At 60.4% G+C, this 17256-nt stretch carries 14 protein-coding genes; 6 read left to right on the forward strand and 8 right to left on the reverse strand.

Going from position 1 to position 17256, the window contains the following annotated elements; genetic code table 11:
* Nucleotides 1-49 precede the first annotated feature (49 nt).
* Nucleotides 50-208 (reverse strand): hypothetical protein, encoded by a 159-nt coding sequence (locus tag QQJ98_RS10255; RefSeq protein ID WP_284325238.1) that lies wholly within the window; start codon nt 206-208, stop codon nt 50-52.
* Nucleotides 209-499: 291 nt separating this feature from the next.
* Here QQJ98_RS10255 and QQJ98_RS10260 point away from each other — a divergent pair, with 291 nt between their 5' ends.
* Nucleotides 500-964 carry an RrF2 family transcriptional regulator gene (locus QQJ98_RS10260; RefSeq protein WP_284325239.1) on the forward strand — a complete coding sequence of 155 codons (465 nt, stop codon included), beginning with the start codon at nt 500-502 and terminating at the stop codon, nt 962-964.
* 9 nt (nt 965-973) lie between these two features.
* On the opposite strand, the gene QQJ98_RS10265 is transcribed toward QQJ98_RS10260, so the two are convergent.
* From QQJ98_RS10265 to QQJ98_RS10285, 5 genes are all read right to left on the reverse strand, one after another.
* Nucleotides 974-3037, reverse strand: a complete 2064-nt coding sequence (locus tag QQJ98_RS10265) for an oxidoreductase (protein WP_284325240.1) — start codon at nt 3035-3037, stop codon at nt 974-976.
* Between the two features lie 90 nt (nt 3038-3127).
* On the reverse strand, nt 3128-4072 hold the full coding sequence (locus QQJ98_RS10270; protein ID WP_284325241.1) for a LysR substrate-binding domain-containing protein: 945 nt from the start codon (nt 4070-4072) through the stop codon (nt 3128-3130).
* Nucleotides 4073-4129: 57 nt separating this feature from the next.
* Complete coding sequence (locus tag QQJ98_RS10275; RefSeq protein WP_284325242.1) at nt 4130-4801, reverse strand: DUF1028 domain-containing protein; 672 nt, start codon at nt 4799-4801, stop codon at nt 4130-4132.
* A 94-nt stretch (nt 4802-4895) separates the two neighbouring features.
* The gene (locus tag QQJ98_RS10280; protein ID WP_054008724.1) at nt 4896-5312 is read right to left on the reverse strand and encodes a RidA family protein; all 417 of its coding nucleotides are present in this window, start codon (nt 5310-5312) and stop codon (nt 4896-4898) included.
* Nucleotides 5313-5334: 22 nt separating this feature from the next.
* The gene (locus QQJ98_RS10285; RefSeq protein WP_284325243.1) at nt 5335-6468 is read right to left on the reverse strand and encodes an aromatic ring-hydroxylating oxygenase subunit alpha; all 1134 of its coding nucleotides are present in this window, start codon (nt 6466-6468) and stop codon (nt 5335-5337) included.
* A gap of 253 nt (nt 6469-6721) precedes the next feature.
* On the opposite strand from QQJ98_RS10285, the gene QQJ98_RS10290 reads away from it, so the two are divergent.
* On the forward strand, nt 6722-7969 hold the full coding sequence (locus QQJ98_RS10290; RefSeq protein WP_284325244.1) for a flavin-containing monooxygenase: 1248 nt from the start codon (nt 6722-6724) through the stop codon (nt 7967-7969).
* Nucleotides 7970-8104: 135 nt separating this feature from the next.
* Here the strand turns inward: QQJ98_RS10290 and QQJ98_RS10295 are convergent, their stop codons facing one another.
* Together QQJ98_RS10295 and QQJ98_RS10300 are read right to left on the reverse strand one after the other, a co-directional pair.
* On the reverse strand, nt 8105-9124 hold the full coding sequence (locus QQJ98_RS10295; protein ID WP_284325245.1) for an ACP S-malonyltransferase: 1020 nt from the start codon (nt 9122-9124) through the stop codon (nt 8105-8107).
* Nucleotides 9121-11301: a dehydrogenase E1 component subunit alpha/beta gene (locus QQJ98_RS10300; protein WP_284325246.1), complete on the reverse strand. Its 2181-nt coding sequence runs from the start codon at nt 11299-11301 to the stop codon at nt 9121-9123. Before QQJ98_RS10300 ends, QQJ98_RS10295 begins: the two co-directional genes overlap by 4 nt.
* Nucleotides 11302-11505: 204 nt before the next feature.
* On the opposite strand from QQJ98_RS10300, the gene tpa reads away from it, so the two are divergent.
* The 4 genes from tpa (at nt 11506) to QQJ98_RS10320 (ending at nt 17256) form a co-directional block, all read left to right on the forward strand.
* The gene (gene tpa / locus QQJ98_RS10305; protein ID WP_284325247.1) at nt 11506-12888 is read left to right on the forward strand and encodes a hypotaurine--pyruvate aminotransferase Tpa; all 1383 of its coding nucleotides are present in this window, start codon (nt 11506-11508) and stop codon (nt 12886-12888) included.
* 235 nt (nt 12889-13123) lie between these two features.
* Entirely contained in the window at nt 13124-14584 is a 1461-nt protein-coding gene (gene pdxR / locus QQJ98_RS10310) for a MocR-like pyridoxine biosynthesis transcription factor PdxR (protein ID WP_284325248.1), read from the forward strand.
* A 159-nt stretch (nt 14585-14743) separates the two neighbouring features.
* The gene (gene xsc, locus QQJ98_RS10315; RefSeq protein WP_284325249.1) at nt 14744-16516 is read left to right on the forward strand and encodes a sulfoacetaldehyde acetyltransferase; all 1773 of its coding nucleotides are present in this window, start codon (nt 14744-14746) and stop codon (nt 16514-16516) included.
* The gene (locus QQJ98_RS10320) at nt 16516-17256 is read left to right on the forward strand and encodes a sulfite exporter TauE/SafE family protein (protein ID WP_284325250.1); all 741 of its coding nucleotides are present in this window, start codon (nt 16516-16518) and stop codon (nt 17254-17256) included. The genes xsc and QQJ98_RS10320 overlap by 1 nt, the downstream gene beginning before the upstream one ends.

Below are 17256 nucleotides of genomic sequence, written 5' to 3' on the forward strand. Positions count from 1 at the left end.
ATAAAAACAAAAGGCAGGCCGCAGCGGCCTGCCTTTCTAAGTGTTTCGTCTATTCGCTATGTTCTGTCACAGTCAGAAGATTGCGGCTGGAGAAGCTACCTTCGGGGGCGAAAATGATCACCATAACACCGAGATAGGCCAGGCCGAAGACAGCAAAAGCAATGTAGCTGGCGCGCCGGGTTGGGCGCTGTGGCAGCATTTCAGACATGAGAGCATCCTTGTGCAGCTTTGGATGGGTCGTGTCGTCACATTATCAAGCTTTTGTGAGCCGGGAAAGCATTATTAATCTATCAAATATATCGTGATTGATTCGCGCGTGCTGGCAAGGTGGTTTTCACAGTAATTTCTGGGGTTTCGCGCGCGGTATTCTATCGGCGGTTGTTGGCTTGTTACGCTAAACCGACGCCTTCAGGGCCTGAGTCGCGATGATTTTCAGCTTTTTTGATATTCAGGCCCCGAGCGGATTGATTCCTTTTTCAGTGGCAGTTAGGTCTTGGATATGATTACGCAAAAGATGAAATACGCGTTGAAAGCGCTGTTGGTGCTGGCGGATGCTGCGGCGCAACCCGCGCCGGAAGCCTTGACGATCGAAGCTATCGCCAAACGCTCGGGCACGCCAAAGCGGTTTCTTGAGCATATCCTGCTGGAAGTGCGCAATGCGGGCATCATCGCGTCGACCCGTGGGCGCTCGGGTGGCTATCAGCTGATCAAACCGCCGGCCGAGATTTCGATTTCCGAGTTGTTGCGGCTGATTGACGGGCCGATTGCGCCGCTGCCGTGCCTGTCGCGCCGCGCCTATCAACGCTGCGAGGATTGTGTTGACGAAGAAAGCTGCCGGATACGCAAGGTTTTCGCCGACATTTTCTGGTCTTATCTGCTGCTGATCGAATCGCTGACGTTGGCGGACATGCTGCGGTCGGATGTCGTTGCTTCGCAAGTTCTGGCAGAGCCACTGGCGTCTTAATTCTGCAACCTAATCCTGCAAAGCGGTGACCTCGCGGCGGAACGGCAGCACATCCCCGATGTCGGGCATATCCAATTCGCGGGCAAAGCGATGGCCCGCATAGGTCGCCCAAGCAATCGGGCCGGGAGCGCAGGCATCGCCAATCACCTTGACCGACAGGATGCCCGCATCGGCCCAATCCGCCTCGCGCGCCTTCAGATCATGGTAAAGCTGATCCTGCGCGATGCGGCTTGCGACCATCACCACCGCCTCGGCGTCGATATGGGATGCGTGGCCAGTGTAGACGCAGGCCGTGCTAACACCTTGATTTGTTAGGGAGGATATGACGGTGTTCAGCACGATCTTGACGCCTGCGGCGACAAGCCGACGATGGATCGCGGCCTGTTCCAGTGTGTTCAGGGTCCAATCCGACACATAGGCCGAAGGCGTCACCAACGTGACCGCGCAGCCATGTTGTGCCAGAAGTTCGGCCAGAACGCCGCCCATATAATAGTGATCGTCGTCAAACACGGTCACGCGGCCCTTGGGCAGACGTCCCGCCATGAGATCATCAGGAGTGTAGACCGGTAGGCCGCTATTCGGGATCGGCTCGACATGCATGCGCGCAACGCCATCGGCCCGCCACAGCGCCCCGGTGGCAATGGCGACGTGTTGAAAGCCAAAGTCGAGGATGTTTTCCGCGGTCAGGCAGCTGTCGAAATAGGTTTCCACGTTTGGACGCTGGCTGATCTGATAGGTGCGGTAATCCGCAACCCGGCCCCAAGCCGAAAGGCCGGGCAGCAGGCGTTCTTTGGCAACGCGACCCCCAAGCGTGGTGCTTGCCTCGGCCAAAGCCACATCATAGCCGCGCAGCGACAAAGCGCGGGCAGCTTCCAGCCCCGCCGGACCACTGCCGACGATCAGCACATTTGTGCTGGGGCCTTTGGCGTTCATCTTTTCAGGATGCCAACCCTTGCGCCATTCCTCCATGAAGGTCGGGTTCTGCGTGCAACGGCTGATGCTTTGGGTCATGTCGCCAGTGACGCAGATATTGCAGCCGATACATTCACGGATGTCTTCGATCCGGCCCTCCTCGATCTTTTTCGGCAGAAACGGATCGGCAATCGAGGGGCGGGCGCAACCGATGAAATCCAGCGCGCCTTGCCGGATCATTTTCGCCATCACATCAGGAGAGGTGAAGCGGCCAACACCGACGACGGGGCGGTTGGTCAGCGCGCGAATGCCTTGCACCAAGGTCTCTTGTGCCGCTTCGTCTTTGAAACGCGACGGGCCGGAACAATCCTCCCATGTGCCTTGGGCAAGATCCCAAAGGTCGGGCAGATCGCCGTTCATCGCAATGAAATCGCGCAATTCGGCGTTGGAAAAGCCAAGCTTGCCAATCTGTTCGTCAAGACTGACGCGCAGGGTCAGCGCCATCGTATCGCCGACCGCGTCGCGCATGTCGGAAAAAACCTCACGCACGAAACGCGAGCGGTTCTCAAGGCTGCCGCCATACTCATCGCTGCGTTGATTGGTGGCGCGGGACAGGAAATGTTGAAAGATACCAAACCCATGCGCGCCGTAAAGGCAGATCAAATCGAAACCTGCTGTTTTTGAGCGCTTTGCTGCGTTGACAAACCAGCGCCGCAAATCGCGAATGTCTGACTTGTCCAGGCCGCGTGCCTGCACCGGATCATTGGTGAAGGTGCGGATCGGTCCCGGAGATACCGCCATCGGCACCTCTTTGGTGTAGAAATTTGGGCCGTTGATGCCGGAATAGGCCAGTTGGATGCCCGCCAAACCGCCGTGGGTTTTCATTGCTTCTGCCATTTTGGCGATGGCCGGAACGTCCTGATCTTCCCACAGCCGCAGTTCGATAAATGGCGTGATTTCAGAGCTGTGGTGCATCTCGGTCTGCTCGGTGAAGATGACGCCCCATCCACCCTCTGCCTTGATGCCGCGCATCGCCGCCGCCGCAGACGGGTCGCGGTAGCCCGCACCGTTGCAATGCGGAACCTGATAAAATCGGTTTTTTGCGGTCAGCGGGCCGATCTTTTGCGGCTGAAACAGAATGTCATAGCGAGCGTCGCGCATTTTCCGGCCTCTTGGGTAGGGTGGCACATCTTTGGCAGGCCGGGGGCGGCCGTAAAGGATGCAAAGGTGAAGCCTGAGTTAGGCTAAAACTTAGCTGCTGCGGGGAACTGTCAGATGCAGGCCGGGGGTGGAATTGAGGGTGATCTTGGCGCGTGCATGGTCGATAAAGGCCTGCACCGTTAACGAAATGCCGGCACCGTCGGCCAAGGCCAGCCCCAGCTTCATCGGACGCACCGCACCTGCCAAAGGGATATAGTGGAGGCGGCGGCCATCCGGGGCAGCATCTGTCAAGGGTCGGATGTTGGCGATGGAATAGCCAAAGCCATTCGCCACCATCGACTGCATCACGCCCATGTCACGGGTGCGCTCGACAATGCTGGGCCGCAGGTTTTGCGCTGTGAAATGCGACAGAAAATAGTCCGAGGACAGCGGCAGATCCAACAGGATCATCGGATATTCTGCAAGATCGCCCGGGGTGACCTGATCGCGCTGGCCAAGCGGATGCGTCGGGGCCATCACCGCATAGGGCGGCAGGGTGACAAGCGGGATGAAGTTCAGATCAGCAGGAATATCAAGATCATAGGTCAGGGCGATATCAAGATTAGCGCTGCGCAATGCGGCAAAGATCTCCACCTGGTTCAGCTCTACTTGCGTGAAATCAACCTGCGGGAATTGTTGCACAAAGCTGAGGCGCAGCTGCGGCAAAACCATCTGCGCGAAGGTGACAAGGCAGCCGACGGAAAGCGGGCCCCGCACCTTGCCGGTGATCTGATTGGCAAGTTCGTTCAGGCGGCCTGCCTCGGTCAGCACCTGCCGGGCCTGCGCTACGAATTGCCGCCCGCCTTGGGTCAGTGACAAGCCATGCGCATGTTTGCGCACGAACAAGGCCAAGCCAAATTCAGCCTCCAACTGCGAGATCGCGGCCGAGATTGAAGGGCTGGATACGTTAACTTTTTCCGCCGCAAGCGCGATTGAGCCGCTGTCACCAACTGCGACAAGGTATTCAAGCTGGCGCAGGGTAAAGCGGAGTGGCATTTGGCTTGTCCGAACTGGGTTAGGGACAGGCTAAGCTATTGCGTGCGTGCTGCCAAGTTATTCGTCGCCCGGCACACCATAGGACGGGGCTTGCGTTGGATTTTCGGCGCGCTGGACATAGGCCGTCATCTGGGGCCGGTAAATTTGCCAAGCAGTTTCAAGGTCTTGGATCGGCGTCTCTGACCAATCAATCCGCAGGTCGACCAAGGGCCAATCCAACTTGTCAGCTATTTTCAGCCCCGCCGAATGGACCGGGCCAGCCTCGCCACCCGCCGCCAAGCCGGCGCTTAACGCGGCGATCAGGCGATCACCAAGATGGCCCTTAGCGGTTTCAAACGCCGCGGTCATTGCCGCTGGAATGGTGGGGTTTGCCAGAAGATTGCCACCTGCTGCACAGTCTTTGCCGCGTGCTTCACCCCAGATACCAAGGACTTGGCCGCCGGAGTGGATGGCGGTTTGACCCTGTGGATCAATCACCAGAAGCTGTCTGTAATCAATGTGTTGACGGTCCTTGATCACAACCGCCAAAGCCTGATCGGCGGGCCTGCCGCGTGCCAGCTCATCCATCAGCAAGGGCCCCAAAGCGGGATCGGTGATGTTTTGGCTGGCGACTGCGCCCACCCCAGCGCGTGTATGGGCGCAGCGGGCGGCGACGGCGGGTGAGGAGGAGGAGATCACCATGCCAAATTGGCCGGTTTTGGCGCAGCGGGCGATGAGGGAGAAGGTCATGGCGTGCCTTTTCTGCAGGGCCGGGGGCTGTCTGCCCCCGGACCCCCGAGGATATTTGTGAACAGATGAAAACTTTTAGCTAAGTTTTATCCATTTAGTCGGGGATCACGGCGGTGGCGTCGATCTCGACCAGCCAATCGGGGCGGGCAAGGGCTACGACGGTGAGGCCAGTGCAAACCGGATGCACGCCTTTGATATATTCACCCATCACCCGGTAGACGGGTTCGCGGTGGCGCACGTCGGTGAGGTAGACGACGAGCTTGACCAGATGCTCCATCCGACCACCGGCTTCTTCGATCATCTGTTTGATATTGCTCATGACTTTATGGGCCTGTTCAGCGGGGTCGTGGCTGCCGAGGTTTTCGGCGGTGTCCAGATCCTGCGGGCAGGCACCGCGGAAGTAGAGAGTGGTTCCGCCGCGGGTGGCAACCAGATGGCAGAGGTCGTTATCCAGGTTCTGTTCGGGGTAGGTGACTTTGGTGTTGAACTTGCGGTAGCGGGTGATGGTCATTTTGAGCGTCCTGTTGCGGGAATTAGGCCGGGATGCGGCTGGCAAGATATTGAGCGAATTCAAAATTTGGCCGCTCTAGGTGGGACAGCGGGCCCGGCGTGGCCATGCCTGACAAAAGGCCGCGATAGACTTTCTCTGTGCAGCCTTTGTCTTCGACATTCACATCGTCGAGCAGGGCTTTCACCGTGGCAAGGTTTTCTGCGGCGGCGGGATCGGCCATCCAATCGGCGGACATGCCACCGCCGAACAGCACGTTGACATGGCCCGGACCATCTGGCGTCAGCGACAGATACCAGAAATAGCCCGGCGTGAGCGTAATCAGCAGCGATGGATAGATCGCCAAAAGCCAGGTGATGCGGCGTTGATCATCTTTCAGCGCCGTGTTGCTGGGATGGGCGAGGGCGAGCGGCACTGTGTCGTTTTTGACGATCCAGTGGTAGTTGAAGGCCGTCGTGCCTTCGGGGCAGGTCATCAAGTTCAGATCGCACGAACCGCCGATCGTTCCAGAATGGCAGACCGGCAGGTGATAGGATTCCATGAAATTCTCGGCCAGAACTTTCCAGTTGGTGGCCCAACGGAATTCTTCGCGGAAGGTTTCAGTATAGGTCGACATATCAAGATAGCCGACCAGATTTTCGACGTCTTTCAGGGCGATAGAGGGGGATACGGCATCCGGGTTCAGCGAGACCATCACCCAGCCTAACCAAACCTCGCAGCGAATTTGCGGCAGGGCGATGTCGGGTTTGCAGAAGCTTTCATTGAGCGCCATAGCGGGGGCGCCGCGCAACGAGCCGTCAAGATTATAGGTCCAGGCGTGATAGGGGCAAACGATGGCGCGGGTGTTGCCCCGGCCGTGCAGCAACGTGGACATGCGGTGGCGGCAGACGTTGGACATCGCGCGGATTGCGCCGTCGCGGTCTCGCAGCACGATCACTGGCTCGCCTGCGATTTGCATGGTCAGATAATCGCCGGGATTGGGCAGGCTTTCGGCGCGCCCGGCGCAGAGCCAGTCTTGTGCGAAGATGTGTTTTTGTTCCTGCGCCAGAAAGCTTTCGCTGGTGTAGACCGATTTCGGCATCGCATGCGCCTGATTGAACGGCACCGAGACATTGGCGTGCAGCTCGGCAGCGGGGGAAAGGGTTTGGTGCTGGTTCATGGCTGGCTCGTGGCTAGGGACGGTTGCGGCATGATAGGCATTGCGATGGCCGGGGCCAGAGCGTTGCGCAGGTTTTGCCCGAATATGCGCTGGGCGGCGATCAGTGTTTTGCTCAGCATTGCTTAGGCGGGGCTTAAGCCGATGCCGGTTGCGGGTTAGCCTAATCAACGCTGCGTGAAATCCTTATTTGCGCAGGCGCGGGCTTGGCCTAGGACGGGGCAACATTGGACACCGCAGTTGAAGGAACGGCGCGATGACATCTGAAACAGTTGACACGCTGGTGATTGGTGGCGGGCAGGCGGGGCTTGCGATGAGCGCGCAGTTGTCGGCGCACGGGCAGAGTCATCTGGTGCTGGAGCGGCACCGGATTGCTGAGCGTTGGCGCACGGAGCGTTGGGATTCGCTGGTGGCGAATGGTCCGGCTTGGCATGACCGTTTTCCGATCCGCAAGTTTGATAAGCTGGACCCGGATTCTTTTGCCAGCAAGCACGACATCGTGGCGTATTTCGAAGGTGTGGCCGAGCAGATCGCGGCGCCGATCCGCTGCGGGGTTGCGGTGACATCGCTGGTTCAGGATGGCGCGGGATTTGTTGCAGAAACCTCGGCGGGGCAAGTCAGGGCGCGCAATGTGGTGGTGGCGACGGGGCCGTTTCAGAAGCCGTTGATCCCGACCTTGGTGCCGGAAAGTGCCGGCATCGTGCAGATGCATTCCAACGCTTACCGCAATCCGGGGCAACTGCCTGACGGTGCGGTTTTGGTGGTGGGGGCGGGGTCGTCTGGGTCGCAGATTGCGGACGAGATCAACCGCTCGGGGCGTAAGGTGTTTTTGTCGGTGGGGCCGCATGATCGGCCGCCGCGCAGCTATCGCGGCCGCGATTTCTGCTGGTGGCTGGGTGTGCTGGGGCAGTGGGAGCAGAAGGTGAAGACGCCGGGGACCGAGCATATCACGATCGCGGTTTCGGGGGCTTATGGCGGGCATACGGTGGATTTCCACGATCTGGCGGCGCAGGGGATGACCTTGCTGGGGCGGGTTGGGGCGTATCGGGATGGGGTGCTGGCGGTTGGCGATGATCTGGGGCGCAACGTGCGGGCGGGGAATGAGAACTATCTGGCCACTCTGGCGCTGGCGGATGCTTTCGCGGTCGAGCATGGACTGGATTTGCCGCTGGAAGAAGAGGCGAAGCTGATCGGGCCGGAGCCGGATTGTGTGACGCATCCAATTCTGGCGCTGGATCTGGCGGCGGAGGGCGTGACTTCGATCATCTGGGCCACCGGGTTTGCGCTCGATTTCGGGTGGTTGCAGGTGGATGCTTTTGACGCGCAGGGGCGGCCTGCGCATGATCGCGGCGTCTCGGGCGTGCCGGGCTTGTATTTTCTGGGGCTGCCGTGGCTGGCGCGGCGGGCCTCGCCGTTCATCTGGGGGGTCTGGGGTGATGCGGAGTATCTGGCCGGGCATATCGCGGCGAAGGATGTGTCCACGCGTGGACAGAAGACAGCCTGATATCAAATCAAGGGGTTAGGTGGGGGTGATTCATCTTTGCTTAACCTTTGTCCCATCGGCCACGCCGCCCCGGACGTGATCCGGGGCCTCGTGGTGTGATCGGAGGCCCCGGATCACGTCCGGGGCGGCGGGGTTTCAGGTGACAAGCGCACGTTGCTGGGGCAGGCCCATCGAGATCATCAGCGGAGCCTCGGTCTGGCGAGATTGGAAATCCTGTTTGCTGGCCATGCCCTGCCAATGCGACAGGATCAGGCTTTGCGCCACGGCCCCGCCGAGTGTCGTGCCGGGGCCTGCGATGATGAACAGATCGGGGGCAAATTCGCGGGCGGCGGTGCGGATGGCGGCGGTGAAATCGTAGGGCTCGGTCACCTGATGGCCAAGGGTGTAGTCGTAAAGGGCGGCAGTGCGCGCCGATCCCGGCCACCAGATCTGGCCGCGCCCGTCGATCAGCGGTTTTTGCGGCTGGCTGAACAGGCTTTCGGGCAAAGCGGCGCGGCCTTGTGCGGCGACCGGGGCTTGCAGCGCGGTGTGGAAGGCGGCGTGATTGGCCAGACGCATCGGGAAGCGACCCTGCTCGGACGGAACGGCGGATTCGAAGGCTTTCAGGCCAGCCTCATTGCCTGCCAGCACCAACATGCCGCCGAGGTCGATGGACGGGGCTAAGATGTGGTCGGGTCGGGTATTGATTTCGGTGGCGATGGCCAGCAATTCGGCCTTGCGCATGGGGTTGGGGTGCCAGTTTTCGTCCACAAACGGATGGATGACCTGGCCGCCGATCAGGCTTTGCTGCATCAGCGTGCCCATGGTGTTGACGACCTCAAATCCGTTCTCGGGTGTCAGCGCGCCTGCGCAGGCGAGCGCTGAGTACCAGCCCATCGAATTTCCGGTTACTGCCACGATGTCAACGCCTTGCAAGGTGAGGCTATCCCCCAAGGTGCAGGCGTAGATCAGCGCCGAAGCGTTGTCGCCGCGGGTGTGTTTTGCGACCGAATAGGTGGCGGCGCTATCTAGAGCAGTCAGGGTTTCTTGGCTGAGCGCCGTGCGGCGGGCGTCGAAATGCGCCAGCAGATCGGGCCTTGGGAAACGGGCAAGGCTGCCCAGTTCAGTCTTGGTATAGGTGCCACGGCCGGGGCAAATCAGGACGGCTTTTTTCATTGGCACAGCTCCAATGCGGCGGCGGTGATGCTGGCGGCCGATGGCATGGTGGCGGCATAGGCGGGGCCGGTGGCGATGAAGCTGTCCTCGGCGGTCAGGCGGGCCAGTTTTGCCGGGGAGGTTTCGTGGAAATGCGCCATCAGGGCCTCTGCGACGCCGCCGGAGTGGCGGGTTTCGTCGACGATCAGGATGTGTTTGCAGCCCTGAACGGCGGCAGTCAGCGCGTCTTTTGGCAAGGGCGACAGCCAGCGGGTATCAATGATGCGGGCTTTGATGCCTGCGGCGGTAATCTGGGCAAGAGCTTGATGCGACAGGTAATTGCCATTGCCGAAAGTGACGATGGCAAGGTCGGTGCCGTCGCCGTGGATGCCAACCTCGCCAAAGGGGATGACCTCATCGGGCGCAGGGTAGCGCTGCATCCAGAGGCCGTCTTTGTCGGCGTGCAGATCGCGCATCGGGTAGAGGGCGATGGGTTCAAGGAACACCACAAGCCGCTGTTCTTCGCGCGCCAGACGCGCACATTCGCGCAGCATTTTGGCGGCATCAGCGCCATTTGACGGGCAGGCGAGGATCAGACCGGGAATGTCGCGCAGCACGGCTACGGAATTGTCATTGTGGAAATGGCCGCCGAAGCCTTTTTGGTAGCCCAGCCCCGCGATGCGCAGCACCATCGGGTTGGAGTATTGACCGTTGGAGAAGAACGGCAAAGTGGCAGCCTCACCTCGAAGCTGGTCTTCGGCGTTGTGCAGATAGGCGAGGAACTGGATTTCGGGGAACGGGATGAAGCCGTTTTGCGCCATGCCGATGGCGAGGCCAAGGATCGACTGTTCATCGAGCAGGGTGTCGATCATCCGGGCTTGGCCAAAGCGCTGGGTCAGCTTTTGGGTGACGCCGTAGACGCCGCCTTTGCGCCCAACGTCTTCGCCCATCATCACGATTTCCGGGTGGGTCAGCATCAGATCGGTCAAGGCCCAGTTGATCAGGCGCGACATGATTTGCGGCTCTGCCATCTGCTTCAGATCGCTGCCGAACGCGGTTGCGCGGGCGTCGGGGGTAGGGCCGTTGCTGGGTTTGCAGGGACGATGCGGCGGGATGATGGCGGCCATGACATCGGCGGCGGTTTTCAGATGCGGGCGCGTGGTGGCCTCGGCTGCGATGCGGGTGATGCGGTCGTTCGTGTCGGTGTAGATTTGCAGGGCTTCGGCGGCGGGCAGGGCGCCGCTGGCGTCGAGTTGGCGGACCATGTGGAGGAGGGGATCATGGGCCTCTTCGGCCTCGACTTCTTCCTTTGGCAGGTAGGTGGTGGGCATGTCTGCGCCCGCGTGGCCGTAAAGGCGGATGGTTTTCAGATGCAGGAAGGCGGGCTTGCGGCGAGTGCGGACGTAATCGGCGGCCTCTTGCGCGACCTTGTAGGTGTCGTAGATATCAAGGCCGTTGGCGTGAAAATACTTCAGGCCGGGGCGGTGGCGGAAGGAATTGGCGATCCAGCCGGTGGGGGTTTTGGTGGAAATGCCGATGCCGTTGTCTTCGCAGACGAACAGCAGGGGGAGGGGGAGGGATTGATAGGAGGTCCAGCCAGCGGCGTTGAAGGCACCTTGGGCGGTGGAATGATTGGCAGAGGCGTCGCCGAAAGAGCAATAGACGATGGCATCCTCGGGCAGTTGCGCGTGTTCGGGGCGGTTTTTCTTGGCAGCGCCAATGGCATAGGCGGCCCCGACGGCTTTGGGCAGATGCGACGCGATGGTCGAGGTTTGCGGCGGGATGTTCAGGGCTTTGCTGCCCAGCACCTTGTGACGACCGCCCGAGATCGGGTCATCCGACGAGGCCGCGAAGCTGAGCAGCATATCATAGGCGATGGTTTGCCCCGGCACCTGGCCCGCGCGGGCGATCTGAAAAGCGGCGTCGCGGTAGTGCAGAAAGGCCATGTCGGTGGGGCGCAGGGCAAGCGCCACCGCTGCGAGGCCTTCGTGGCCCGACGATCCGATGGTGTAAAAGCCGGTGCCCTGCCGCTGCATCTCGCGCGAGGTGCGGTCAAGGGCGCGGCTGGTGCAGGCAGCACGGTAGGCGGCAACAGCGTCTTCGGGGGACAGCGGGCCTGTTGCTGGATTGCCCGGTGGAAAGTCACGCGCAGCGACCCGGCGCAGGAAATTCTCGTGCACGATGACAGAGCGGCCCATGATATTCTCCCCGATTTGCGCAAGTTTTAGCCGATTGCGCGCTGCCATGATATTGAGAAGACCGCACAGGACTATGCGGAAATGGCATAGTGGCGGCTGGCCTTATCGGCCCTGCACGTCTGGACATAAGAAGATGCGGCGCTATCCCGGATTATAGCGCCAATTCAGACCGCACAGGGCGGTTGGCAAAACATGAGGTCGGCCATGCAAGGCTATACAAACGCCAATGATATTTCCGCAGTAGTGGCGGCTGACAAGGCGCATGTCTGGCACCATCTGAGCCAGCACAAGGGCTATGAGACGCCGGATGTTGACCCCCGCATCATCGTCGAGGGCCGCGGCCTGCGGGTCTGGGATGCGCGCGGCAAGGAATATATCGACGCGGTGTCGGGCGCGGTCTGGACCGTCAACGTCGGCTACGGCCGTGAAAGCATCGCCAATGCGGTGCGCGATACATTGTTGAAAATGAACTATTTTGCGGGTGTCGGCGGCTCGATCCCCGGCGCTTTGTTTGCTGAACGGCTGATCTCGAAAATGCCGGGGCTTTCCCGCGTTTACTATTCCAACTCGGGCTCGGAAGCCAACGAGAAAGTCTACAAGATGGTGCGCCAGATCGCGCACAAGCATCACGGCGGCAAAAAGTGGAAGATCCTGTACCGCGAGCGGGATTATCACGGCACCACCATCGGCACGCTTGCGACCAGCGGCCAGTTGGAGCGGGCGGCGCAGTATGGGCCCTACCCGGACGGCTTTGTGATGGTGCCGCATTGCTTGGAATACCGCAAACAGTGGGATGTCGAGAACTACGGTGAGCGTGCGGCCGATGCGATCGAAGAAGTCATCCTGCGCGAAGGTGCCGATACCATCGGCGCGCTGGTGCTGGAGCCTGTGACCGCAGGCGGTGGCGTGATCACCCCGCCGCAAGGCTATTGGGAGCGGGTTCAGGAAATCTGCAAGAAATACAACATCCTGCTGCATATCGACGAAGTGGTCTGCGGTGTGGGCCGCACTGGCACTTGGTTTGGCTACCAGCATTACGGCATCAAGCCAGATTTCGTGACGATGGCGAAGGGCGTGGCCTCGGGCTATGCGGCGATTTCCTGCACCGTCACCACCGAAGCAGTGTTTGATATGTTCAAGGATGCGGGCGATCACCTGTCGTATTTCCGCGATATCTCGACCTTTGGCGGCTGCACCGCTGGCCCCGCGGCTGCGCTGGAAAACATGCGGATCATCGAGGATGAAGGCTTGCTCGACAACACCCTGAAGATGGGTGCGCGGGTGATGGATAATCTGCATGCGCTGATGGAAAAGCACAAAGTCATCGGCGATGTGCGCGGCAAGGGCCTGTTCTGCGGCGCAGAACTGGTGGCGGACCGTGTGACCAAAGAACCGATGGATGAAAAGAAAGTCGCCGCCGTGGTCGCCGCCTGCAATGCGCAGGGCGTGATCATCGGCATGACCAACCGCTCGATCCCCGGTCTGAACAACACATTGTGCTTGTCGCCTGCGCTGATCGCCACGCCGGATGATATCGACCAGATCACCGGTGCTATTGATAACGCGCTGACCACGGTTTTTGGCTAAACTTTAGCTAAAATTTGCGCTTTCTCTTTAACCCCGTGCCACGACTGGCGCGGGGTTTTTGCGATCTGCGCGCGCGTTGCCAGCAAAGCATGCGTTTTTAGGAAAGAGCAAATCCCTTGCAGTTGCTCTTTTTGAAATACTCCCGCCGGAGGCTTCCACACTGGCCCGGATCGCTTGACTTTGTAGTGGGGGCGCGGGCCTATAAGTCCAACCGATCCGCCGTCATGAGGCCAGAATGTCGATCCCTGCCGAAGCTTTCGTGCTGCCTCCCGCCGGGCGCGGCACTTTGCAGCAACGTATCCGGCAAATGGTGACGGAAGGCGTGCTATCGGGGCGGTTTCGGGCGGGGCAGAAGATGCCGTCGTCGCGGGGGTTGGCCGAGCATCTGGGCATCAGCCGCATCACAGTGACCCTGTCTTATGCCGAATTGGTCAGTGCCGATTATCTGATGGCGCGGGGACGGTCGGGGTATTTCATCTCTGAGAACGCGCCGCGCGCGCCGGAATTGCAAGCGCGCGCGCCACGGGCGGAAGGGGTCGATTTTGCGGCACTCACGGGCGGGCGATTTTCGCGACTGGCAACCGTAAAGCGGCCGCTAGACTGGGAGAATTATCAGTTTCCGTTCATATATGGTCAGGCCGATGCCAGCCTGTTTGATCATCAGAACTGGCGTTTGTGCGCGCTGCGCGCATTGGGGCGCAAAGATTTCGCGGCGCTGACCTCTGATATGTATGACCGCGATGATCCGCTGTTGATCGAGCATTTGCTGCGATCCATCCTGCCCCGGCGCGGCATTGCGGCGCGGGAAGACGAGGTGTTGTTGACGATGGGCGCGCAGAACGCGTTATGGATCACCACGGCCGTGTTGCTTGGGGCCGGCCGGCGGGCGGCTGTGGAAAATCCGGGCTATTCCGGTTTGCGCGGTGTGTTGGCGCCTTCGGGAAGCGAGGTGATCTCGGTGGATGTCGATGCTGATGGATTGCCGCCGGATCGGTTGCCGAAGGGCGTGGATGTGGTGTTCACCACCGCGTCGCATCAATGCCCCACCAATGCGACGATGCCGCTGGAGCGGCGGTTGGCTTTGTTGGAGGCGGCCTCGCGTGAGAATTTTGTGATCGTCGAGGATGATTATGAGTTCGAGATGTCGTTCCTGAAGCCGGTCTCGCCTGCGCTGAAGTCTTTGGATAGCGAGGGGCGGGTGATCTATGCCGGGTCGTTCTCTAAATCGGTGTTTCCGGGGATGCGGTTGGGCTATCTGGTGGGACCTGCGAGTTTTATCCGCGAGGCGCGGGCGCTGCGCTTGATGATGCTGCGGCATCCGCCGGGGCATATTCAGCGCACGGTGGCGTATTTCCTAAGCCTTGGCCATTACGATGCGCTGATCAACCGGATGCGCAATGCGTATCGGCGCAGACGTCAGGTGATGGAAGAAGCGATCCGCGACAACGGGTTAGCGGTGGCCGGGCAGGGCGGCTTTGGCGGATCGAGTTTCTGGATGCGCGCGCCTGCCGGGGTCGATACCGAAGTGCTGGCTGAGGGGTTGCGGGCGGAAGGCGTTTTGATCGAACCGGGGCGGGCGTTTTTCGCGCCCGAGCAGGCGCCGAAGAATTTCTATCGGCTTGGGTATTCGTCGATCTCGCCCGCGAAGATACCGGAAGGGATCGCGCGGATCGGGCGGGCTATTCGGGGGGCCTGAGATTGCGGGGCGAGCCGCCGGGGCCAGCCCCGGACCCCGGAATATTTGTGAACAGATGAAATGCGGCTCTGGACTTATGAGGGTTTTGTCTCTGGCCCTAAGGCGGGAGTCTTGCGGCGGGTAGAACGGGTTTAGCCACTGGATTTCAGGAGATGTGCCATGCGGATGACCACGGAAGAAGCCTTTGTCAAAGTGCTGCAAATGCATGGCATCGAACATGCGTTTGGCATCATCGGCTCGGCGTTCATGCCGATTTCGGATCTGTTTCCGCGTGCGGGGATTACGTTTTGGGACTGCGCGCATGAAGGCTCGGGCGGGATGATGGCGGATGGCTATAGCCGCGCCACTGGCAAGATGAGCATGATGATCGCGCAGAACGGGCCGGGGATTACCAACTTTGTGACGGCGGTGAAGACGGCGTATTGGAACCACACGCCGCTGTTGTTGGTGACGCCACAGGCTGCGAACAAGACGATTGGGATGGGGGGATTCCAAGAGGTCGAGCAGATGGCTTTGTTTGCCGATATGGTCGCCTATCAGGAAGAGGTGCGCGACCCAAGCCGCGTGGCGGAAGTGCTGAACCGGGTGATCATCAATGCCAAGCGGGCCTCGGCCCCGGCGCAGATCAACATGCCGCGGGATTATTGGACTCAGGTGATCGACATTGATTTGCCTGCGATTGTGGAATTTGAGCGGCCGTCGGGTGGGGAAGCGGCGATCACTGCGGCGGCAGAATTGCTGTCGTCGGCGAAGTTTCCGGTGATCTTGAATGGGGCGGGCGTGGTGTTGGGCGGGGCAATTCCGGCCAGTATGGCGCTGGCCGAGCGCTTGGATGCGCCGGTTTGTGTCGGTTATCAGCACAACGATGCGTTTCCGGGCAGCCATCCGCTGTTTGCCGGGCCGTTGGGCTATAACGGCAGCAAGGCGGCAATGGAGTTGATTTCTGCGGCGGATGTGGTACTCTGTCTGGGTACCCGATTGAATCCGTTCTCAACGCTTCCCGGATACGCGCTGGACTATTGGCCTAAACAGGCCAAGATCATCCAAGTCGATATTAACCCTGATCGGATCGGGTTGACGAAGAAGGTGACTGTTGGCATTGTCGGCGACGCTAAAAAGGTCGCCGAGGCGGTTTTGGCGCGGTTGGCCTCTACCGCTGGTGACCATGCGCGCAGCGAACGCAAAGCCAGGATTGCGCAGACGAAATCGGGGTGGCTGCAGGCTTTGTCCAGCATGGACCATGAGGATGACGACGCGGGCACCAGCTGGAATCAGCGGGCGCGGGCGGCGAAACCGGATTGGATGAGCCCGCGGATGGCGTGGCGGGCTATTCAGGCGGCGCTACCGAAAGAGGCGATTATTTCTTCGGACATCGGCAACAATTGCGCGATTGGCAATGCTTATCCGACGTTTGAGGCGGGGCGGAAATATCTGGCACCCGGTTTGTTCGGGCCTTGTGGCTATGGTCTGCCTTCGGTGGTTGGCGCGAAAATCGGCTGCCCGGATGTGCCGGTGGTAGGCTTTTCGGGCGATGGCGCGTTTGGCATTGCGGTGACGGAATTGACCGCGATTGGTCGGGGTGAGTGGCCTGCGATCACGCAAGTGGTATTCCGCAACTATCAATGGGGGGCGGAGAAGCGCAACTCGACCCTGTGGTATGACGATAACTTTGTCGGCACCGAATTGGACACGCAAGTGTCTTATGCCGGGATTGCAAAGGCTTGCGGGCTGCAGGGTGTTGTGGCGCGCACGATGGACGAACTTACGGCGGCGTTGCGCCAAGCCATCATCGACCAAAAGGCGGGCAAGACCACGCTGATTGAGGCGATGATCAATCAGGAACTGGGCGAGCCGTTCCGCCGTGATGCGATGAAGAAACCTGTGGCGGTGGCGGGGATTGATGCCGCCGATATGCGCAAGCAGATTGTCTGATGCCGTTTGATCTGGGGCTGGGGGCGTCGATCTGGATGGGGGTTGCGATTCTGGTCGCGGCCTTCATCCGGGGTTATTCCGGTTTCGGATATTCGGCGATGGTGATTGCGGCCTCTGGCGTGGTCACCAACCCGCTGCATTTCGTGGCGGTTGTGGTGATCTTGGAAACCGCGATGAGCCTGCAAGCCGCGCGCGGCATCGGTGCGGATGTCGATTGGCGCAGGGTTTGGCTGATGCTGGCGGGGGCGGTTGTCGGCCTGCCTTTGGGGCTGTGGGCGTTGACGGGGATCAGCGAAGAAGCCGCGCGGGCGGTGATTTCGGTCTATATTCTGGTGATGTGCGGCGTGCTTCTGGCGGGGTGGCGGCTTAAATCCGAGGTGCGGGGCACGGGCAATTTGGCGGCGGGTGTCGTCTCGGGGCTGGCCAATGCACCGGGGATGGGTGGCTTGCCGATTGCAGCATTCTTTGCGGCGCAGCCGATGCAAGCGGCGACGTTTCGTGCCACGTTGATCGCGTTCTTTCCGCTGCTCGATCTGTATTCCGCGCCATTGTATTGGTGGCATGGGCTGGTGACATGGGACACGCTTTGGGCGTCTTTGGCAGCGCTGCCGCTGACGTTTTTGGGCAACTGGTTGGGATCGCGGCATTTTCTGAACACCGATCCGAAAGACTTCCGTCGCTTTGCGATTGTGCTGCTGGCGGGACTGGCGGCTTTGGGGCTGATCAAGGCGGTGCTTTGA

Source organism: Cypionkella aquatica, from assembly GCF_030161095.1.
GTDB classification, from domain to species: Bacteria; Pseudomonadota; Alphaproteobacteria; order Rhodobacterales; family Rhodobacteraceae; genus Cypionkella; species Cypionkella aquatica.

Excerpts from the sequence above, each read along its gene's own strand:
- QQJ98_RS10285 (WP_284325243.1), bottom strand. The coding sequence starts at position 6,468 with ATGAACCAGCACCAAACCCTTTCCCCCGCTGCCGAGCTGCACGCCAAT.
- QQJ98_RS10320 (WP_284325250.1), top strand. The coding sequence starts at position 16,516 with ATGCCGTTTGATCTGGGGCTGGGGGCGTCGATCTGGATGGGGGTTGCG.
- QQJ98_RS10275 (WP_284325242.1), bottom strand. The coding sequence starts at position 4,801 with ATGACCTTCTCCCTCATCGCCCGCTGCGCCAAAACCGGCCAATTTGGC.
- QQJ98_RS10300 (WP_284325246.1), bottom strand. The coding sequence starts at position 11,301 with ATGGGCCGCTCTGTCATCGTGCACGAGAATTTCCTGCGCCGGGTCGCT.
- QQJ98_RS10265 (WP_284325240.1), bottom strand. The coding sequence starts at position 3,037 with ATGCGCGACGCTCGCTATGACATTCTGTTTCAGCCGCAAAAGATCGGC.
- QQJ98_RS10280 (WP_054008724.1), bottom strand. The coding sequence starts at position 5,312 with ATGACCATCACCCGCTACCGCAAGTTCAACACCAAAGTCACCTACCCC.
- tpa (WP_284325247.1), top strand. The coding sequence starts at position 11,506 with ATGCAAGGCTATACAAACGCCAATGATATTTCCGCAGTAGTGGCGGCT.
- QQJ98_RS10290 (WP_284325244.1), top strand. The coding sequence starts at position 6,722 with ATGACATCTGAAACAGTTGACACGCTGGTGATTGGTGGCGGGCAGGCG.
- QQJ98_RS10260 (WP_284325239.1), top strand. The coding sequence starts at position 500 with ATGATTACGCAAAAGATGAAATACGCGTTGAAAGCGCTGTTGGTGCTG.
- QQJ98_RS10295 (WP_284325245.1), bottom strand. The coding sequence starts at position 9,124 with ATGAAAAAAGCCGTCCTGATTTGCCCCGGCCGTGGCACCTATACCAAG.
- pdxR (WP_284325248.1), top strand. The coding sequence starts at position 13,124 with ATGTCGATCCCTGCCGAAGCTTTCGTGCTGCCTCCCGCCGGGCGCGGC.
- xsc (WP_284325249.1), top strand. The coding sequence starts at position 14,744 with ATGCGGATGACCACGGAAGAAGCCTTTGTCAAAGTGCTGCAAATGCAT.
- QQJ98_RS10255 (WP_284325238.1), bottom strand. The coding sequence starts at position 208 with ATGTCTGAAATGCTGCCACAGCGCCCAACCCGGCGCGCCAGCTACATT.
- QQJ98_RS10270 (WP_284325241.1), bottom strand. The coding sequence starts at position 4,072 with ATGCCACTCCGCTTTACCCTGCGCCAGCTTGAATACCTTGTCGCAGTT.